This is a genomic window from Micromonospora yasonensis, from assembly GCF_026013475.1.
Classification (GTDB): Bacteria; Actinomycetota; Actinomycetes; order Mycobacteriales; family Micromonosporaceae; genus Micromonospora; species Micromonospora yasonensis.
This window is the reverse complement of sequence record NZ_JAPDPH010000164.1, coordinates 1-15,692: the sequence shown is the minus strand read 5'-3', so window position 1 is coordinate 15,692 and position 15,692 is coordinate 1. Positions and strand designations below refer to the sequence as shown.

The window sequence follows — 15,692 nt, the reverse complement described above, 5'->3', positions numbered from 1 at the left end:
TCGCTGGGGCGCTGGAGCGCACGGCCGACCCCGCCCGTCTCGGTGCCGCACCCTGACGAGAGAGGCGGAGCAGCGTGCAGTCAGTAGCCGACCAACCGGTGGACGCGATGGAGAAGGTGCTCGGCGAGCTGCCGATGCCGTGGTTCGTCACGGTGGAGGACGTGAAGCTGGCCCTGCGGGTGATGCTGGTGCACCGGCCCGAGGACTGGCCGACGGTCCGCTGTGCCGCAGTGACCGAACTCCGTACCCGTGTCTTTTGCACCGTTAGGGACGGCGGGTGCTGCGCTCGCGGGGCCTGCCCGACGACGTGATCGACGAGGTGGCGGAACGCGGCGGGCTGCTGGTCGGCGTACCCGATGGGGGGTGCTGACGATGTGGCCGCGACCGAACACGGGGCCGGTGCCGCTCGCGCCCCGGCACCGGCGGACCTGGCGACGCGGACGGCGCTGGTGCTCGTTCGGCCTGCGCTGGACAGCCTGCGCGGACCGGCACGCGCCAGTCCCCACCGAACCGCCCGCCCCGCCGCCGAACAGCCGCTGGATCGACGAGGTGACCCGGGCGAACCCGCAGGTGGGGCGGGCCGGCCGGCTCACCCCGGCGCAGACCTGGCGGGCCAACGGCGGCCGGTGGTGAGCCGGCCGCACCTGCCGATCCGGCCGCTCTGGCTGTGCCGGGCCTGCGCCGCGCCGTGGCCCTGTCCGACCGCCCGGCTCACCCTGCTGCGCGAGTACGCCGACGACCGGGTGTCGCTGCTGGTCTACCTGGGCGGGATGCTGCACGACGCGGCCGGCGAGTTGCACACGCTCAACCCGCACGACGGGCCGGCGCCGGGACAGCTCTTCACCCGCTTCCTCGGCTGGGCGATCCCCCGCCGATCGCGTGTCGAGTGAGTGATTTCGCTCAACGCGGCCACGGCCGGGTCCGTGCAGGAAGATATGAACATGCGGATCCTCATGGCCGGGGTCTCCGGCTTCCTCGGCACCCGACTGGTCGACCGGCTCACCGCGGACGGGCACCAGGTCACCCGCCTGGTCCGCCGCGCCCCCCGCGACGCCGACGAGCGGCAGTGGGACCCGTCCGCCGCTCAGCTCGACCCGCAGGTGGTCGCCGCCGCCGAAGCGGTGGTCAACCTGGCCGGCGCCGGGGTGGGCGACAAGCGCTGGAACGACGAGTACAAGGGGGTCATCCGGTCGAGCCGGGTGGACACCACCACCACGCTCGCCATCACCATGGCCGGCCTGCCCACCGCCGACCGGCCCGCGGTCATGCTCAACGCCTCCGCCGTCGGCTGGTACGGCAACACCGGCGACCGGGTGGTCGAGGAGGACGCGCCCGCCGGCGAGGGCTTCCTGGCCGACGTCTGCCGGGTCTGGGAGGCTGCCACCCGGCCGGCCGAGGACGCCGGCGTACGGGTGGTGCGGCTGCGCACCGGGCTGCCGCTGGACCGCGCGGGCGGCATGCTCAAGCCGCAGCTGCTGCCGTTCCGGCTCGGGGTCGGCGGAAAGCTGGGCAACGGCCGGCAGTGGCTGCCCTGGATCTCGATGCGCGACTGGCTGGACGCGGTCGCGTTCCTGCTGGCCCGCGACGACCTGGCCGGACCGGTCAACGTGGTCGGTCCGGCCCCGGTCACCAATGCCGAGTTCGCCCGGGAGCTGGGCCGGCAGGTGCACCGGCCGGCGATCATGCCGGTCCCCGCGCTGGCCCTGCGGATCGCCCTCGGTGGCTTCGCCCATGAGGCGCTGACCAGCGCCCGGGTCCTCCCCGGCGTGCTGACCAAGGCCGGCTTCGGCTGGACCCACCGCGACCTGTCGAGCGCGCTGCGCGCCGCCCTCACCGGGTGAGGGCGGCGCGCGGGCATCGGCGGCGCGGTCAGCAGCCGATGACCCAGTAGCTGGGGCCGGTCTGCTTCAGGGTGGTCGTGTAGAAGGTGTTGTAGAGGCCCATCTTCTGGTTGCTGCCCAGTGCGTAGGCGTAGCCGCCGGACTGGTACGCCCGGCCGGCGGTCACGTGGGCGTAGTTGCTGGCGGTGACACAGACCGGCGAGGCCGTCGGCGAGGGCGAGGGGGACGCGGTCGGGGTCGGGCTGGGCGAGGTCCCGCCGTCGAGGCCGAAGAAGAGCGCGTCCCGGTACGTCGAGCAGATGGTGTCCAGGAAGTACGCGGTGGCCGTGCCGCACTGGTCGGTGGCCGAACCCGGGTCCACCGGGGTGCCGTGCCCCATCCCGGAGACCCGGTAGAGGCGGACCCGGTCGTTGCCGTACACCTCGAGGCTGGTCCCGGCGGGCAGCGAGGCGGTGCTGGTCGGCGTCTGCGAGACGCCCAGCACGTTCGTCCACTGGTCGCGCGACTCGACCGCGTTCATCGGCGCCGCGGTCGTGTCCGAGGTGCCGTGCCAGATCACCACCCGGGGGCGCGGCCCGGCGTAGCCGGAGTAGGCGTTGCGGACCAGGTCACCCCACTGCGCGGGGGTCTTGTCCACCCCGGGATTCATACAGCTGTACGCGCTGGTGCTGTCCGTCGCGCAGCGGTACGGCAGGCCGGCGATGACCGAGCCGGCGGCGAAGACGTCCGGGTAGGTGGCGAGCATGACCGCGCTCATCGCCGCGCCCGCCGAGAGGCCGCTGACGTAGATCCGGCTCGCGTCGGAGCCGTAGTTGGTCTTCGCGTAGTCGACCATCTGCTTGATCGACAGCGCCTCGCCCTGCCCCCGCGTGGTGTCCCCGGTCTGGAACCAGTTGAAGCAGGAGCTGGAGTTGTTGGCGCTGGACTGCTGCGGCACGATCAGCGCGAACTTCCACAGGTCGGCGTACTTCTGCCAGCCGGAGTTGGTGAAGTAGCCGGAGGCGTTCTGGGTGCAGCCGTGCAGCAGCACCACGGCGGGCGCGTTGGCCGGCAGCCCGTCCGGCCGGTACGCGTACATGGCGAGGTTGCCCGGGTTGGAGCCGAACCCGGTGACCTGGGTGAGCGTGGCGGCCTGTGCGGGCAGGGCGACGGCGAGCACGGCGGCCGCGGCCAGCACGACCCCGGCCGCCGCCCCGGCGAGCCGGGCGAGAAGGGATGAGGAGCGGCGCACGGCGACCTCCTGACGGCGAATTGTGAACTGGGTCACCTTCGAGTTGCCGAGACGTTACGTCCGTGTTGCGTGGCCCGGAATAGCGACCACGCACACATTCATGCCCGCCGAAGTGTCGGCGGACTGCCGACAGGGAAGGTTTCGTGTCTGACCGGCGTGTCCAGGTCCGGTTGGTAACGTCCGCTCCGTGCCGTCCTCCCCGTCTCTGGCCGCCAGCCCGTCACCCGCGCCCGCACCCGCCGCCCGGGGCCGGTGGGCCGACCTGGCCGTGCTGCTCGTCGCGGTGGCGCTGGCGTTCTGGGTGACCAGCGGGATGTGGCGGGACCCGACCAGCCGCGCGATCACCGTGAACTCCAGCGACCAGGCCCTCTTCGAGTGGCTGCTGGCCTTCGGCGGGCACGCCCTCACCCACGGGGAGAACCCGTTCTTCACCCACCTGATCAACGTCCCGGACGGGGTGAACCTCGCGGTCAACACCTCGGTCACCGTGTACGCGGTGGTCTTCGCGCCGCTGACGTACCTGATCGGGCCGCCCACGACCTTCCTGGTGATCCTCACCCTCAACCTGGCCGCCACCGCGGTGGCCTGGTACTGGCTGCTCAGCCGGTACCTGGTGGACAGCCGGCTGGCCGCCGGGGTGGGCGCGCTCTTCGTCGCCTACTGCCCGGCGATGGTGGCGCACGCCAACGCCCACCTGAACTGGACCGCCGGCTGGCTGGTGCCGCTGCTGATCTGGGGGGTGTTCCGGCTGCGCCGCCCCGGTCGCGCGGTACGCGGCGGGATCGTGCTCGGCCTGCTGGTCGCGGTCGCCTTCTCGATCGCCGCCGAGGGGCTCTTCTTCACCGCCCTGGCGCTCGCGTTATTCCTGGTGGTCTGGGCGCTGCACCCGGCCCGGCGGGGGGAGGTTCGGGCCGCGCTGCCGAACTTCCTGCGCGGGCTCGGGGTGACCGCGGTGGTGGCCGGGGTGCTGCTGGCGTACCCGCTGTGGCTGCACTTCGCCGGGCCGCAGCGTTTCCACGGCACCGGCTTCGACCCGCTGATCCACTCCGAGGACATCGCCGCGTACGGGTCGTACCCGCGCCGGTCGCTCGCCGGCTGGGCCGGGCTGGGCACCTCGCTGGCCCCCAACCCGACCGAGGAGAACTCCTTCTTCGGCATCCCACTGCTGCTGCTCGCGGTCGCCTGCTTCGCCTTCCTCCGGGTCCGGGCCGAGCGGGCGTTCCGGGCCACGCTGACCGCGCTGGGCCTCACCGCCGTGGTGTTCGCGGTGCTGTCCTGGGGTCCGAAGGCCAAGTGGAACGGGCGGCGCACCGACCAGCTGCTGCCGTTCGGGGTGCTGGACAACCTGCCGGTGATCAACGCGGCGCTGCCGTCCCGGCTGGCCCTGGTGGTCGCGCCGGTGATCGGCCTGCTGCTGGCGTACACGGTCGACCGGTTGCGCGCCCAACGGCCCCGACACCGCGCCACCGGGTTGGCCTGGGCGGTCGGCTTCGCCGCCGCGCTGCTGCCGCTGCTGCCCACCCCGCTGCTGACCAGCGTTCGGGAGCCGATCCCGAGGTTCGTCACCAGCGGCACCTGGCAGCGGTACGTCTCCCCCGGCGGCACGCTCACCCCGCTGCCGCTGACCGTCGACGTCTACCCCGACGGGCAGCGCTGGCAGGCGTACGCCCTGGCCCACGGGCAGGGCGAGTTCCGGATCCCGGCTGGGTTCTTCCTCGGCCCCGGCGGGCCGGGCGGCCGGGGCCGGATCGGTCCGGTGCCGCGGACCTTCGACTCGCTGATGGACCAGGCCGGGAAGACCGGGCTGGTGCCGATCGTCACCGAGGGCAGCATCCGGCAGTCCCGGGCCGACCTGCGCTACTGGGGGGTCGAGACGGTGGTGCTGGCCGACCGGGTGCACGGCGCCAAGTACGACGTCGACGAGGATGCCCTGCGGCGCACCGCGACCGCCCTGCTCGGCCCGCCGCAGCGGGTGGACGACGTCTGGCTCTGGCACGTACCCCCGGCGTGAGCCCGGACGCGACGAGGCTCACGCCGCCGGACCAGGGCCGGCGGGTCTAGGCTGAACGGGTGAGTGTGACGACTTCCCGGCTGACCGCCGTCCGCGCCGGCCTGCTCGACTACCAGGCCGCCTGGGACGAGCAGCGCCGGCTGCACGAGGCCGTGGTGGCCGGCGAGCGGGGCGACACCGTGCTGCTGCTGGAGCACCCCAGCGTCTACACCGCCGGCAAGCGGACCGAGCCGTGGGACCGCCCGATGGACGGCACCCCGGTCATCGACGTCGACCGCGGCGGCAAGATCACCTGGCACGGGCCGGGGCAGCTGGTCGGCTACCCGATCGTCAAGCTGCCCGACCCGGTGGACGTGGTGGCCTACGTCCGGCGGACCGAGCAGCTGCTGATCGACGTCTGCGCCGAGTTCGGGCTGGCCGCCGGCCGGGTCGAGGGGCGCAGCGGCGTCTGGGTGCCGGAGGACGACCGGGGGCCGGCCCGCAAGGTGGCCGCCATCGGCATCCGGGTGGCCCGGGGCGTGACCCTGCACGGCTTCTCGATCAACTGCGACTGCGACCTGAGCTGGTACGACCGGATCGTCCCGTGCGGCATCCGGGACGCGGGCACCACCTCGCTCACCGCCGAGCTGGGCCGCCCGGTCACCGTCGCCGACATGCTCCCGGTGGTCGAGCGGCACCTGCCGACCCTCGTACAGGTCTGACCCGGGTGCGGATCGATCTCGTCACCCTGGTTGTCGCCGAGTACGACCCGGCGATCGCCTTCTTCACCGAGGTGCTCGGCTTCGAACTGGTCGAGGACAAGCCGTCCCTGACCAACGACGGCCGGCCGAAGCGCTGGGTGGTGGTCCGGCCGCCGGGTGGCGGCACCGGGCTGCTGCTGGCCCGCGCCGACGGGGAGCGGCAGGCGGGGGCGGTGGGCGACCAGACCCACGGCCGGGTCGGCTTCTTCCTCCAGGTCGACGACTTCGACGCCACCTACCGGCGGATGCTCGAGGCGAAGGTCGAGTTCGTGAAGCCCCCGCGCACCGAGCCGTACGGCCGGGTCGCCGTCTTCCGCGACCTGGAAGGCAACCCCTGGGACCTGCTCGGCCCCGCCTGATTCGGAAGGACCCCGATGACCGACGTGCTGTCGATCCAGCAGCAGATCGCCGAGGAACTCCAGGTGCCGGCGGCCTTCGACGCCGCCGCGGAGATCGAGCGCCGGGTCGTCTTCCTCGCCGACCGCCTGGTCGACACGGGGCTGGCGACGCTGGTCCTCGGCATCAGCGGCGGCGTGGACTCCACCACCGCGGGGCGGCTCTGCCAGCTCGCGGTGGAACGGGCCCGCGAGGCCGGCCACCCGGCGGTCTTCGTCGCGATGCGCCTGCCGTACGGGGTGCAGGCCGACGAGCACCACGCCCAGGCGGCGCTGGCGTTCATCCGGCCCGACCGGGTGCTCACGGTCGACGTCAAGCCGGCCAGCGACGCCGCCCTGGCCGCGCTGGCGGCGGCCGGGCTGACCTTCCGGGACGCCGCCCACCAGGACTTCGTGCACGGCAACGTCAAGGCCCGGCAGCGCATGATCGCCCAGTACGCGGTGGCCGGGGCGATGGACGGGCTGGTGGTCGGCACGGACCACGCGGCCGAGGCGGTCACCGGCTTCTTCACCAAGCACGGCGACGGCGCGGCGGACGTCGTGCCGCTGGCCGGGCTGACCAAGCGCCGGGTACGCGCGCTCGCCGCGGCCCTCGGCGCGCCCGCCGAGCTGGTGGGCAAGGCGCCCACCGCCGACCTGGAGAGCCTCGCTCCCGGCAAGCTGGACGAGGACGCGCTCGGCCTGGCGTACGAGCACATCGACGACTACCTGGAGGGCCGGCCGGTCCCGGCGGAGGTCGCGGCGGCGCTGGAGGCCCGGTACCGGGCCACGGAGCACAAGCGGCAGCTCCCCCTCGCGCCTAGGTGGTGATCCTGGCCCGCAGCCACGGTTCGCCGAGCACGATCGCGCCGCCGATGACGGCGCCGATCGCCGTCTCCACCCCTCGGTCGAAGAGCAGCGGCCCGGCCGGGCGGGCCACCGCGAGCTGCCCCATCAGCAGCGCCATCGGGGTGATGAACAGGAGCGCCAGGCCGTAGTTGCGGCCCACCAGCAGTTCGGTGACGATCTGCAGCACCGCCACCACGAGCACCGTGGCGTACGCCGACAGGTGCGGCGCGAGCAGCACCGCGCTGATGAGCAGCCCGAGCAGCGTGCCGAGGATGCGGTGCGCGGCGCGGACGAGCTGGGCGGTCAGCCCCTCGGCGCTCAGCGGGGCGACCGCCGCGACCATCGCCCAGTACGGGTGGCCGATCCCGACGGCCGTCGCCGTGCCGCCGGCCAGCAGCACGGCGAGGGCGTAGCGGGCCGGTTGCCAGCTCCACCCGTACGCCAGCCGGGCCGGCCGGCTGCGCTGCCGCCGGAACAGGCTGCCGACGTTTCCGACCAGCAGCGCGAACAGGCTGCTGAGCCCGGCCACGGCGGCGGCCACCGGCACATCGGCGAGCACGTGCGGGGCCGAGGCGACCGCCCCGACGGCGAACACCAGGAACAGCGGCCCCGGCGGGTGCCAGTCCTGCGCGGCGGCGAGCACGGCGCCCAGCGCGGCGACGGCCGCGGCCACCGGCACCGCCACCCAGGCCCGCGACGGCGCCGAGCCGACCAGCACGCCGAGGACGATTGACCCGGTGAGCGCCGCCCCGGCGCTGGCCTGCATCGCCGCGCGGGACAGGTGCACGTGGTTACGCCCGTAGAGCGAGGTGAACGCCCCGAAGACCGCGTACACGGACCATTCCGGGTGGCCGGCGGCGAGCACCGCGAGCAGCGGCACGAGGACGCTGACCCCGGCCCGCAGCGCGACCCGGTGGGCGCCCGGCACCCGGCGGACGTGCAGCAGGCCGCGCAGCGCCACTCGGAGCTGCTCGCTCATCCCCCTCCTTATACCCGCTGGAAAGCAGGGGCCCCTTGTTAACAGACGGGTGTTAACAAGGGGCCCCTGCTTACACCGCCGGCGCCCTCGGCTTTTCCGCGCCGTCAGGGAGTCAGGCGGTGCAGGTCACGCGGGAAGGCGGTGACCTCGCGGACGTTGGCCGCGCCGGTCAGCCGGGCGACGAAGCGCTCCAGGCCGATGGCGAAGCCGCCGTGCGGTGGCATGCCGTGCCGGAACGCGTCCACGTAGCCGGCGTACGGCTCGACCGGCTCGCCCCGCGCCGCGAGCGCGGCCAGGTAGTCCTCGTACCGGTGCAGCCGCTGCCCGCCGGTGACCAGCTCCATGCCCCGGAACAGCAGGTCGAAGCCGTTGGAGTAGGCCGGCCGGGCCGGGTCCGGGTGGGTGTAGAACGGCCGCTTCGCCATCGGGTACCCGGTGACGAAGAGGAAGTCCGAGCCGTGCTCCCGGCAGGCCCACTCGCCCAGCGCCCGCTCGTGCGCCGGGGCGAGGTCGGGCTCGTCGGCCGGCGCCCCGGCGATCTTCAACGCCTCGGTGAAGTGCACCGCGGGGATTTCCGCCGGCACCTCCGGCGGCTCGACACCGAGGGTGGCGAGCGCTGCGCCCGCCCGTGCCCGGACCGCCCCCAGCATCCCGGCGAGGGTGTCCCGCAACACCACCATCACGTCCCGGTGGTCGGCGACGAAGCCCAGTTCGACGTCGAGCGAGGTGTACTGGGCCAGGTGCCGGACGGTGTCGTGCGGCTCGGCCCGGAACACCGGCCCCACCTCGTACACCCGCTCGAAGACGCCGACCATCAGCTGCTTGTAGAACTGCGGCGACTGCGCCAGGTACGCGGGCCGGCCGAACCAGTCCAGCGCGAAGACGTTTGCCCCGCTCTCGGTGGACGAGGCGACCACCTTCGGGGTGTGGATCTCCACGAAGTCGCGGGCGTCCAGGGCGGCCCGGAAGCCGGCCACCGCCGCCGCCGAGATGCGCAGCGCGGCCGACCGGGACGGGTGGCGCAGGGCGGTCGGGGCGTGGTCGAGCTGGGTGGGCAGGGTGGCGGTCAGCACCGGCCGGTACAGGTCGAACGGCGGCGGCACGGCGGGCGGCCCGAGCGGCCGTACCGCGGGCTCGACGACCTCGACCCCGGCCGGCGCGGTCGGGTTCGCGATCACCGTGCCGGTGACCTCGACGACGGTCTCCTCGGACAGCGACTCGACGGCGGCGCGGACGGTGGGGTCGGTGACCACCACCTGGGCCAGGCCGGCGGCGTCCCGCACGATCAGGAAGGCCACCGACTTGAGCAGCCGGCGGCGGTGCAGCCAGCCGGCGATCCGGACGGATTCGCCGATCTGGTGGCTGAGTTGGGTGGAAAGGATGCGTTGCACGGCGGTTACCTCCTTGATCAATCGCAACGCGATCCCCAGGGAGGTGTGGGCGAGCGGGATCCTCGCGGTGCCACCACACCTTCGCCCCCGCGCGGGCGGGAGCCTCGTTCGTCGCCTTTTCACCGGGGCCAGCCGGGCGGGCTCTACTGAGCGCGGACGCGCCGTTCTTCCCGCAGCTCGGGAGGGTCTTCACGCACAGGCGCCAGACCGCCTTCCAGCAACCGGCGGCTCTCTGCGCTGGCGGATCGGCGCGCTACTCGGCTCCGTCGCAGCTCTGCCGGGCAGGCTAGCACCTCTCGCCGGCTCGTGTGACGGCGATTTTTTGGTGGCCCGTGTCCGGTGTCACAACATCTGCGGCGTGATGCCGGTCGCCCGACGTTCATCGACGGCCACCGACCGGCGTAGGCTCGGTTTCGTGACGATCGAGCACTCCGCGCCGACGACTGAGCAGGCAGCGCGCACCGCGACGGTCGCCCCCGAGGGGCGGCGCATGCTGCGGATCGAGGCGCGCAACGCCGAGACGCCGATCGAGCGCAAGCCGCCGTGGATCAAGGTCAAGGCCAAGATGGGGCCGGAGTACACCCAACTGCGCGGGCTGGTCTCGCGCGAGGGGCTGCACACCGTCTGCCAGGAGGCCGGCTGCCCCAACATCTACGAGTGCTGGGAGGACCGGGAGGCCACCTTCCTCATCGGTGGCGACCAGTGCACCCGGCGCTGCGACTTCTGCCAGATCGACACCGGCAAGCCGGCCGAGTTCGACGCCGACGAGCCCCGCCGGGTCGCCGAGTCGGTCGCCGCGATGGGCCTGCGCTACGCCACCATCACCGGTGTCGCCCGCGACGACCTGCCCGACGGCGGCGCGTGGCTCTACGCCGAGACGGTCCGGCAGATCCACGCCCTGCAGTCCGGCTGCGGCGTCGAGCTACTGATCCCCGACTTCAACGCCGTCCCGGAGCAGCTCGCCGAGGTCTTCGGCGCGCGCCCGGAGGTGCTGGCGCACAACGTGGAGACCGTGCCGCGGATCTTCAAGCGGATCCGGCCGGCGTTCCGCTACGAGCGCTCGCTCGACGTGATCCGCCAGGCCCGCGCCGCCGGCCTGGTCACCAAGAGCAACCTGATCCTCGGCATGGGCGAGGAGCGGGCCGAGGTCTCCCAGGCGCTGCGCGACCTGCACGAGGCCGGCTGTGAGCTGATCACCATCACGCAGTACCTGCGCCCCTCCCCCCGGCACCACCCGGTCACCCGTTGGGTCAAGCCGGAGGAGTTCGTCGAGCTGCGCGAGGAGGCCGAGGAGATCGGCTTCGCCGGCGTGATGAGCGGCCCGCTGGTCCGCTCGTCGTACCGGGCCGGGCGGCTCTACCAGCAGGCGCTCGCCGTCCGCGCCAGCGTCACCGCCTGAACGTCTCGCGGCCTGCGCCGCGGCCGCATGCCGTGTGGCGCGTCGGGCTGCGACCCGCCGGCCCGGCGTAGTGGGCGCCTGACATGAGCAGCGGGGGCACCGCCACCCTGCGTCGAAGGCACCGTTACTCCCTGCGTGGGAGTGCGCGCCGGCCTGGCCGCCCCCCGGGCGTACCGGCCGGGGCGGCGAATCTCGCTGCCCACGGCGCTGGCCGCGCTCGTTGTGCTGGCCGGGGTCGGCTACCGGCTGGCCCTGCTGCTCGCCGACGCCCCGCCGACCAACAGCGACGAGGCCACCATGGGGCTGGCCGCCCTGCACATCGCCCGGGGCGAGCACTTCCCGGTCTGGTTCTACGGCCAGGCGTACATGGGGACGCTGGAGGCGTACCTGGCCGCGCCGCTGGTCGCGCTCACCGGGCCCTCGGTGCTCGCGCTGCGGCTGCCCACCCTCGCGCTGTACGCGCTCTTCCTCGCCCTGTCCTGGCGACTCACCCGGCGGCTCGGCGGCGATCACTGGTTCGCCCTGCTGGTCGTCGGCTTCCTCGCGCTCGGCTCGGACCGGGTGGTCAAGAACCAGCTCATCGCCGGAGGCGGCTATCCCGAGCTGAACCCGGCCGGGGTCGGGCTCGCCCTGCTCACCGTGGCCCTCTGCGCCGACCGGACGACGGCGCGGCTGCCCCGCTGGGGGGCCTGGGGGCTGGTCACCGGGCTGATGCTCTGGGTCGATCCGCTGCTGCTGCCGTACGCGCTGGGCCTCGGCGCGGTGCTGGTGGTGCGGCGACGGCGGGAGCTGGCCGGGCGGGCGGGGCTGGTGGTCGCCGCCGTGCTGCTGCTGGGCGCGGCGCCGATACTGCTGGACAGCCTGCGGCACCGCCGCAACCCGCTCACCGCGGTCCTCGCCGCCGGCGGCGGGGAGGCGGCGAGTTGGGGTGAGCGGCTGTACGGCGGGCTGGTGCTCGGCCCGCCGCTGGGCATGGGCTTCTGCTCCCCCGGCCACTGCGCCGGCTGGCAGCTGTGGTGGGCGCTCGCGTTCCCGCTCCTGCTGCTCCTCGCCGGCCTCACCGCCTGGCGCACCCTGCGCCGGCCGCTGCCGCCCGCAGATCGTGGACAGTTGTCGTTCGCTGGAAACGGCAAGCGTCCAAGATCCGGCGACGATCCTCGCGGCCCGGAGGGGCGGCGGGTGTCGGCGGCGGTGCGGCTGGCGCTGCTGGCCGGGGCGGCGGCGGTGCTGGCGGCGTACACCCTGAGCACCGCGGCGGGGCGGACCCCGGTGGAGAGCTCCCGCTACCTGTCCTGCCTGGCGGTCGCCACGCCCGCCCTGCTCTGGCCGCTGTGGCGCGCCGCGCGCCGGGCCGGTCCGCGTGGCCGGCGTCCCCGGAGGGTCGGCCTGGCGGCGGTCGCCGTGCTGGCCGCGATCCTCGGCACGGCGGGGATCGCCACCGCCGGAGCGATCGCCGGCGGGTCGGCCACCCACGCCGAGGCCGACCGGCACCGGGCCCTCGTGGACGCCCTCGCCGGGTTGGGCGTACGGCACGTGCGCGGCGGCTACTGGACGTGCAATCGGCTCACCTTCGCCACGGGCGAGGACGTGGTCTGCGCGGTGGTCGACGACGACCTGCACCCCGGCTTCGACCGGCTGCCCGGGTACCGACGGGCGGTGGCGGCCGACCCCGGAGCGGCCTGGGTCGCGCCGGTAGGGTCGCCGCTGGCCGCCCGGCTCGACGGTCGGGTCGGTCCGGGCCGGCACGCGCTCGACGTGGTCACGGTCGAGGGGTGGCGGATCTACCTGCCGCGCCGCTGACCGGGCGCCGTGGCCGGCGCCGGGTCCCGGTCGAGCAGGCCGAGGCGGTGGGCCAGGGCCGCCGCCTCCACCCGGTTGCTGACGTCCAGCTTCGCGATGATCCGGGAGACGTGCACGCTGGCCGTCTTCGGCGAGATGAAGAGCTGCTCGGCGATCCGGCTGTTGCTGTGTCCCTCGGCGACCAGCCGCAGCACCTCCTGCTCACGGCTGGTGAGCAGGCCCGGGCCGGGGCGACCCCCGCTGCGCAGCCCGACCCGGCGGGCCAGGGTGGCGACCTGCTCGCCCAGCGGGGTGGCGCCGAGCCGGGTGGCGATCTCGCCGGCCTCCTGTACCGCCGCGGCCACGGTGTCCCGGTCGCCGGTCGTGGCGGCCGCCTCGGCCAGCCCGAGCAACGCCCGCCCCAGCGGGTACGGCTGGCCGGCCGTCCGCCACGCCTGGACCGCCGCCCGCCAGGCCGGCAGGGCCGCGTCGCCGCCGGCCAGGATCGCGGCGACCTGGGCGGCGTTCGCCTGCTCCGCCGGGTAGCGGGCCGGCAGGGCGGCGGCCACCGTGGACACCTCGCCGGCCAGCTCGGCGTCGCCGACCAGCGCGGCGGTCCGGGCGGCGGCGGTGAGCAGCGGCCACCCCTCCCGGGGCAGGTCGGTCAGGCGCTCGTCGGCCAGCGCGGCGCGGGCCGCGCGGACCGCCTCGACCTTGTCGTCGGCGGCGAGAGCGGCCTCGATGCGCAGCTCGCGCAGCGGCAGTCGGTGGTTCGGCCAGAGGTACGGCCGGGCCAGGAAGGCCAGCGCCCGGCCGACCAGCTCGTCGGCGGCCGGGTGCGCCCGGGCCAGCCGCAGCCCGGCCCGGAGCTGGAGCCAGTGCAGGCCGGACACGCCCGGCGGGTCGATCCGGGCGGCCTGCACGCAGGCCGCGTCGGCCTCGTCCCAGCGGCCCAGCGCGATCAGCGCCTCGGCCCGGTTGGACAGCAGGTACGCCCCGGTGGAGCGGCTGATCCCGAACCGCCGCGCCTCGCTCACCCCGGCCTCGGCCGCCTCTTCCGACTCGGCGTACCGGCCCAGCTCGTAGAGCACGTCGGAGAGGTGGACCAGGGCGCTGACCAGCACGGGCGCGTTGCCGGTGGCGCGGGCCCGGGCCTCTGCCCGGCGCAGCTCGGCCAGCCCCAGGTCGGGGGCCTTGTCGGTGCGGCAGAGCAGGGCGATCCAGGTGGGCAGCAGGGCCACGTCCGTACCGACCGCCTCGGCGGCGGCCATCGCCTCGGCGGCCACCGAGGCGGCCTGCTCCGGGTCGATCTTCACCAGGTGCGCGGCGATGTCGGCGAGCGGCCGGACCCGCTCCGGCCCGTCGGGCACCCCGGCGGCCAGCCGGTACGCCTCGCGGACCTCGGTGGTGCCGTCGCTCTTGCCGAGCAGGGCGAGCAGCCGGCCGCGCTGGACGAGCAGGCGGGCGGCGCGCAGCGGCTCGACGTCGGTCGCCACCTCGTCCAGGGCGGCCCGGGTGAGGGTGAGCGCCCGGTTGTAGTCGCCCGCGGTGGTGGCCGCCGCCAAGGTCTCCTCCAGCACCCGCAGGTGGTCCATGCCGAGCCGGTCGGCGGCGTCCGGGACCAGCTCCCACAGTTCAAGCACCCGCTCCAGCAGCCGGCTCTGCTCGGCGTACGCGTACCGATCGGCGGCGGCGCAGGCCGCGACGCGGGCGGCGAGCAGGGCGCGCGGGTGGTCGTGTGCGGCGTACCAGTGGTGGGCGATCTCGGCCGGGGCGCGACCGGCGGCCACCAGGTGCGGCTGCGCCTCGATCGCGGCGGCGTACCGGGCGTGCAGCCGGGCGTGCTCGCCGGGGAGCAGCTCGTCGTGGACGGCCTCCCGGACCAGGGCGTGCCGGAACTCGTAGTCGCCGTCCGGATCGGCCACCACGAGCTGGGCGGCGACGGCCGCCCGCAGCGCGTCCTCCAGCTCGTACTCGGGCAGGCCGGCGACCTCGGCGAGGAGCTGGTGGGCGAAGCGGGTGCCCCCGGCGGCGGCGATCCGCAGCACCCGCTGGGCCGGTTCGGGCAGCCGGTCGACCCGGGCCAGCAGCAGGTCGCGCAGGGTCTCCGGCAGCGCGGCACAGCCGACCGGGCCGCCGGCGGCGGCCAGCTCCTCGATGAAGAACGGGTTGCCCTGGGTACGCCCGTGCACGTCGTCGACGGCCCGGGACGCGGGTTCGGCGCCGAGCAGGTCGGCGAGGATGGCCGCGGTGCCGTCCCGGTCGAGCCGGCCCAGCTCCACCCGGTCCACCCCGCGCGCCCGGTCCAGCTCGGCGAGGAAGGGCCGCAGCGGGTGGCCGCGGTGCAGCTCGTCGGTGCGGTAGGTGCAGACCAGCAGCAGGTGGGCGCCGCGGGCGGCCCGGACCAGGAAGCCGATCAGGTCCCGGGTGGACCGGTCGGCCCAGTGCAGGTCCTCGATCACCAGCACCAGCGGCCGGTCCTCGGCGATCCGCCGGAACAGGTCGGCGACCAGGTCGAAGAGGTAGCCGCGCGGGGTGTCCGAGACGGGCAGGCCGGTGGGCGCGGCGACGCCGGCCGGCACCCGGGCCAGCTCCGGCAGGAGGCGGGCGAACTCCGCCTCGTACCCGGCGAAGGCGGCCGGGCCGTCCCGGCGCAGCACCTCGCGCAGCGCGGCGGCGAACGGCGCGAAGGGCAGGCCGGCCTCGCCGAGCTCCAGGCACTGGCCGACCAGCACCCGCGCGCCGAGGTCGCCGGCCACCGCGCCGAACTCCTCCAGCAGCCGGGTCTTGCCCACCCCGGCCTCGCCGCCGACGAGCACGGTGGTGGCCTCCCCGGCGCGGGCCCGGCCGAGCGCGGCGCGCAGCGCGGTCAGCTCGTCGTGGCGGCCGACGAGGACGGTGCTGGCGGCGCGTACGGTCACGCCGTCGAGCATGCCATGCCGGCCAGCCGCGCCGTCCCGGCCGACCGGTCCGGCCGCCCCCGTGGCGGCCGGACCGGCGGCCGGCGCTGCCGCGTCCCGCGCGGCCCCCGGCCCGGGCACCGCACGGACCGGGCCGGCGTGCGGTTGCCGGTCGGCCGCCGGCAGCCCCGGGCCGGG

The 15,692-nt window shown here is 74.9% G+C and carries 14 protein-coding genes; 10 read left to right on the top strand and 4 right to left on the bottom strand.

The window, feature by feature from the left end; all coding sequences use genetic code 11:
* Window positions 1–74: 74 nt before the first annotated feature.
* The 4 genes from ONA70_RS26310 (at window position 75) to ONA70_RS26295 (ending at window position 1,841) form a co-directional block, all read left to right on the top strand.
* Window positions 75–311 carry a hypothetical protein gene (locus ONA70_RS26310; protein ID WP_265009167.1) on the top strand — a complete coding sequence of 79 codons (237 nt, stop codon included), beginning with the start codon at window positions 75–77 and terminating at the stop codon, window positions 309–311.
* A gap of 61 nt (window positions 312–372) precedes the next feature.
* Entirely contained in the window at window positions 373–633 is a 261-nt protein-coding gene (locus ONA70_RS26305) for a hypothetical protein (RefSeq protein ID WP_265009166.1), read from the top strand.
* Window positions 630–890 (top strand): hypothetical protein, encoded by a 261-nt coding sequence (locus tag ONA70_RS26300; protein ID WP_319958716.1) that lies wholly within the window; start codon window positions 630–632, stop codon window positions 888–890. The genes ONA70_RS26305 and ONA70_RS26300 overlap by 4 nt, the downstream gene beginning before the upstream one ends.
* 51 nt (window positions 891–941) lie before the next feature.
* Complete coding sequence (locus tag ONA70_RS26295; protein WP_265009165.1) at window positions 942–1,841, top strand: TIGR01777 family oxidoreductase; 900 nt, start codon at window positions 942–944, stop codon at window positions 1,839–1,841.
* A gap of 28 nt (window positions 1,842–1,869) precedes the next feature.
* Here the strand turns inward: ONA70_RS26295 and ONA70_RS26290 are convergent, their stop codons facing one another.
* Window positions 1,870–3,072 carry an extracellular catalytic domain type 1 short-chain-length polyhydroxyalkanoate depolymerase gene (locus ONA70_RS26290; RefSeq protein WP_265009164.1) on the bottom strand — a complete coding sequence of 401 codons (1,203 nt, stop codon included), beginning with the start codon at window positions 3,070–3,072 and terminating at the stop codon, window positions 1,870–1,872.
* A 187-nt stretch (window positions 3,073–3,259) separates the two neighbouring features.
* On the opposite strand from ONA70_RS26290, the gene ONA70_RS26285 reads away from it, so the two are divergent.
* Genes ONA70_RS26285 through nadE form a run of 4 tightly spaced genes read left to right on the top strand, consistent with a single transcriptional unit; the run spans window position 3,260 to window position 7,028 of the window.
* Window positions 3,260–5,083 carry a YfhO family protein gene (locus ONA70_RS26285; RefSeq protein WP_265009163.1) on the top strand — a complete coding sequence of 608 codons (1,824 nt, stop codon included), beginning with the start codon at window positions 3,260–3,262 and terminating at the stop codon, window positions 5,081–5,083.
* 59 nt (window positions 5,084–5,142) lie between these two features.
* Entirely contained in the window at window positions 5,143–5,784 is a 642-nt protein-coding gene (gene lipB / locus ONA70_RS26280; RefSeq protein WP_265009162.1) for a lipoyl(octanoyl) transferase LipB, read from the top strand.
* 5 nt (window positions 5,785–5,789) lie between these two features.
* Entirely contained in the window at window positions 5,790–6,182 is a 393-nt protein-coding gene (locus ONA70_RS26275; protein WP_265009161.1) for a VOC family protein, read from the top strand.
* 15 nt (window positions 6,183–6,197) lie between these two features.
* A complete protein-coding gene (gene nadE / locus ONA70_RS26270) occupies window positions 6,198–7,028 on the top strand; it encodes an ammonia-dependent NAD(+) synthetase (protein ID WP_319958711.1) in 831 nt (276 codons plus the stop codon).
* On the opposite strand, the gene ONA70_RS26265 is transcribed toward nadE, so the two are convergent.
* Window positions 7,018–8,025 carry an FUSC family protein gene (locus ONA70_RS26265; protein ID WP_265009160.1) on the bottom strand — a complete coding sequence of 336 codons (1,008 nt, stop codon included), beginning with the start codon at window positions 8,023–8,025 and terminating at the stop codon, window positions 7,018–7,020. The two genes, nadE and ONA70_RS26265, sit on opposite strands and share 11 nt — an antisense overlap.
* 104 nt (window positions 8,026–8,129) lie before the next feature.
* Entirely contained in the window at window positions 8,130–9,416 is a 1,287-nt protein-coding gene (gene aspS / locus ONA70_RS26260) for an aspartate--tRNA(Asn) ligase (protein ID WP_265009159.1), read from the bottom strand.
* A 361-nt stretch (window positions 9,417–9,777) separates the two neighbouring features.
* On the opposite strand from aspS, the gene lipA reads away from it, so the two are divergent.
* Window positions 9,778–10,815, top strand: a complete 1,038-nt coding sequence (gene lipA / locus ONA70_RS26255) for a lipoyl synthase (RefSeq protein WP_265009158.1) — start codon at window positions 9,778–9,780, stop codon at window positions 10,813–10,815.
* A gap of 135 nt (window positions 10,816–10,950) precedes the next feature.
* The gene (locus ONA70_RS26250; protein ID WP_265009157.1) at window positions 10,951–12,615 is read left to right on the top strand and encodes a DUF423 domain-containing protein; all 1,665 of its coding nucleotides are present in this window, start codon (window positions 10,951–10,953) and stop codon (window positions 12,613–12,615) included.
* Here the strand turns inward: ONA70_RS26250 and ONA70_RS26245 are convergent.
* Window positions 12,597–15,692: helix-turn-helix transcriptional regulator (locus ONA70_RS26245; protein WP_265009156.1), on the bottom strand; the 3,096-nt coding region annotated here is incomplete at its 5' end. The genes ONA70_RS26250 and ONA70_RS26245 overlap by 19 nt on opposite strands.